The 1,982-nt window shown below is 62.4% G+C and carries 3 protein-coding genes; all 3 read right to left on the reverse strand.

From position 1 onward, the window contains the following. Positions 1 to 381, reverse strand: a 381-nt coding sequence (locus VGY55_11560) for a hypothetical protein (GenBank protein ID HEV2970597.1), incomplete at its 3' end; no start/stop codon positions are given. 39 nt (positions 382 to 420) lie between these two features. After that, entirely contained in the window at positions 421 to 1,302 is an 882-nt protein-coding gene (locus VGY55_11565) for a hypothetical protein (GenBank protein HEV2970598.1), read from the reverse strand. A 35-nt stretch (positions 1,303 to 1,337) separates the two neighbouring features. Further along, the gene (locus VGY55_11570; protein ID HEV2970599.1) at positions 1,338 to 1,652 is read right to left on the reverse strand and encodes a hypothetical protein; all 315 of its coding nucleotides are present in this window, start codon (positions 1,650 to 1,652) and stop codon (positions 1,338 to 1,340) included. Positions 1,653 to 1,982: the final 330 nt, after the last annotated feature.

The raw sequence follows: 1,982 nt of genomic DNA on the forward strand, positions 1-1,982 counted from the left end.
GGTGACGTTAAGCGAGATCGGGTTAACCGGTTCGAGCGCGGTGAACTGGAACGGCGCGATCTGGAGGGGGGGCACCGTGATCGCTTGGGCCGCGCTGCCAATTAATCCGATCACATAGGCGGTCGAACCGCCGTTGAGAAAGAACTGATTGACCGCGTAGGCCAAGTTGGAATCGAATACGCCGCTGGTGAACAGCCCGCCGAACAGGGCTTCGAATTCGGTGAAGCTGAACAACTCGATCGCCTCTCCCGGATTCGTGGTCTTGTAGGGATGGGAGTAGCCGATGAAGACGGTGATCGAAGTGGGCGCCGCCACCACGGTGTGGGCGCTGCTGGGCAGTTCCTGGATGTAGATGCCGGGATAGGTCGGGGTGATTGCCATGTTCCCTCCGTTGGAAACTTCGGCGACGGCCGGGCCGAGTTAGTCTGCGTAGACTGTGGCGCTCGCGTTGGATGCGGATTGCGCGGCAGCGCCGCCGGTGAGTTTCACCGCGCCGGCGGCGGGTAATGCCGTGATCGTGCTTCCCACGGCCGGAACGGTCACCGAAATCTCATACCCGGCCAGATTGGACAGGTCGGAAAGCTTCTTGTTGGTGGCGTTCAACGTCCAGACCGCCTTCAGAGAAAAAGTCTTGGCGCCTGTGTCGACGCTCGAGATTGTTACCGTTGTATTCTTGCCATCGGCCCCGGGTTTCTTCGCCACCAAGTGAAAATTGGCCGCGACCGCGGCCGTCGCAGCCGTGGCTGGCGCGGTGACGCTGAACGTCAGGGGCGGGTTGTTGCTCGGCTGGGCTGGCGTGTCGCCAGCGAGGACAAGGACCAGTCCCGGCCGTGTCCCAGCCTTCGTGACCTTTCCATCTTGATCCGCGATGCCGAGGACGTTGCTGATGAAATTCGGGTCAGTCGACTTGGTCGAATCGTAGCTCAAACCCGTGTAGGTGTCGGTCTCCACCACGTCCACATCGAACGTGCCCTTGCCCGGGTCGGGCGGATTGGCCGAATCCGGCACGATGTTCTTGAAGTTCACCTCGATGTTGTTGCCCGCCGGACCGGCATCCGCCGCGGTGATCGTCATGGCGGCCACCGGCGGGGGGCTGGCCGCCGGCGTGAGCTCGCCGGTCTTGACGAGATAAGCCAGCCAGGGGTCGACGTCGGCGCTGAATTTGCTGTAGAGCGGCCATCGATCCGCGTGCAACTTGCCATTCGAATCGAAATAGAGCGCGGTCAGCGGGATCGATACCTGCTGTCCGGTCGAAGTGAGGAGCGATACCGGCTCCCGCCCAATCACCGCAGCTTCCGACATGCCGTTCCTCCCTTCCTGGGTACCCGCGATTCCTGTCAGTCCGCGCGCCTCTTTCGCCGCTTGGCCCGCGCCGGCCTGCCGGCGCCGACCAGCCTTTGCGCCTGCTCCCGCCTGGCGCGGTTGAGGCTGAAGATCGCAGCCGTGCCCGGCCTGATCGTGCGATCGAGCAGGCCGGCGGAAACGAGCCACGCCAGCGCCTCGCTCGCGTCGCTGACCCGCCGCTCGATGCCTTGATCCAGCAGGCGGAAACGCACGATCCCCTCGAGGTCATCGACGGCATCGGCGTTGCGCAGAAAATAAGTCAGTATTTCCTTGGCAACCTCCCGGCGGGCCCGCTCAATTCTTCTCAAGGCTGTGGCCTCCGCCGTTTGTTCAGCAAGCCGCGTGCCAGCGCCCGGCCGGACAAAATCGCGTGCATTTTCAAATAAACCGCTGGGACGCGACCGGCTGGGCGGATCCGGCGGCGGGTCGCAAACGACCCGCCGCTTGACGCTCGCGCCGCGCCGTCGAGCTAAAGCGGGATGACTTTTCTTCGAATCGTCATCCCGCTTTAGCTTATTGTTTGAGCATGATCTTTTTCCGAAAACCGGTTCCCACTTTTCGGGATCATGCGCTAGAAACCAACAAACGGAGGAAACAATGGACATCGATCGTCGTCGCATGGTTTTGCCGGCGCTTGC

Source organism: Pirellulales bacterium (assembly GCA_035939775.1).
Taxonomy (GTDB): Bacteria; Planctomycetota; Planctomycetia; order Pirellulales; family DATAWG01; genus DASZFO01.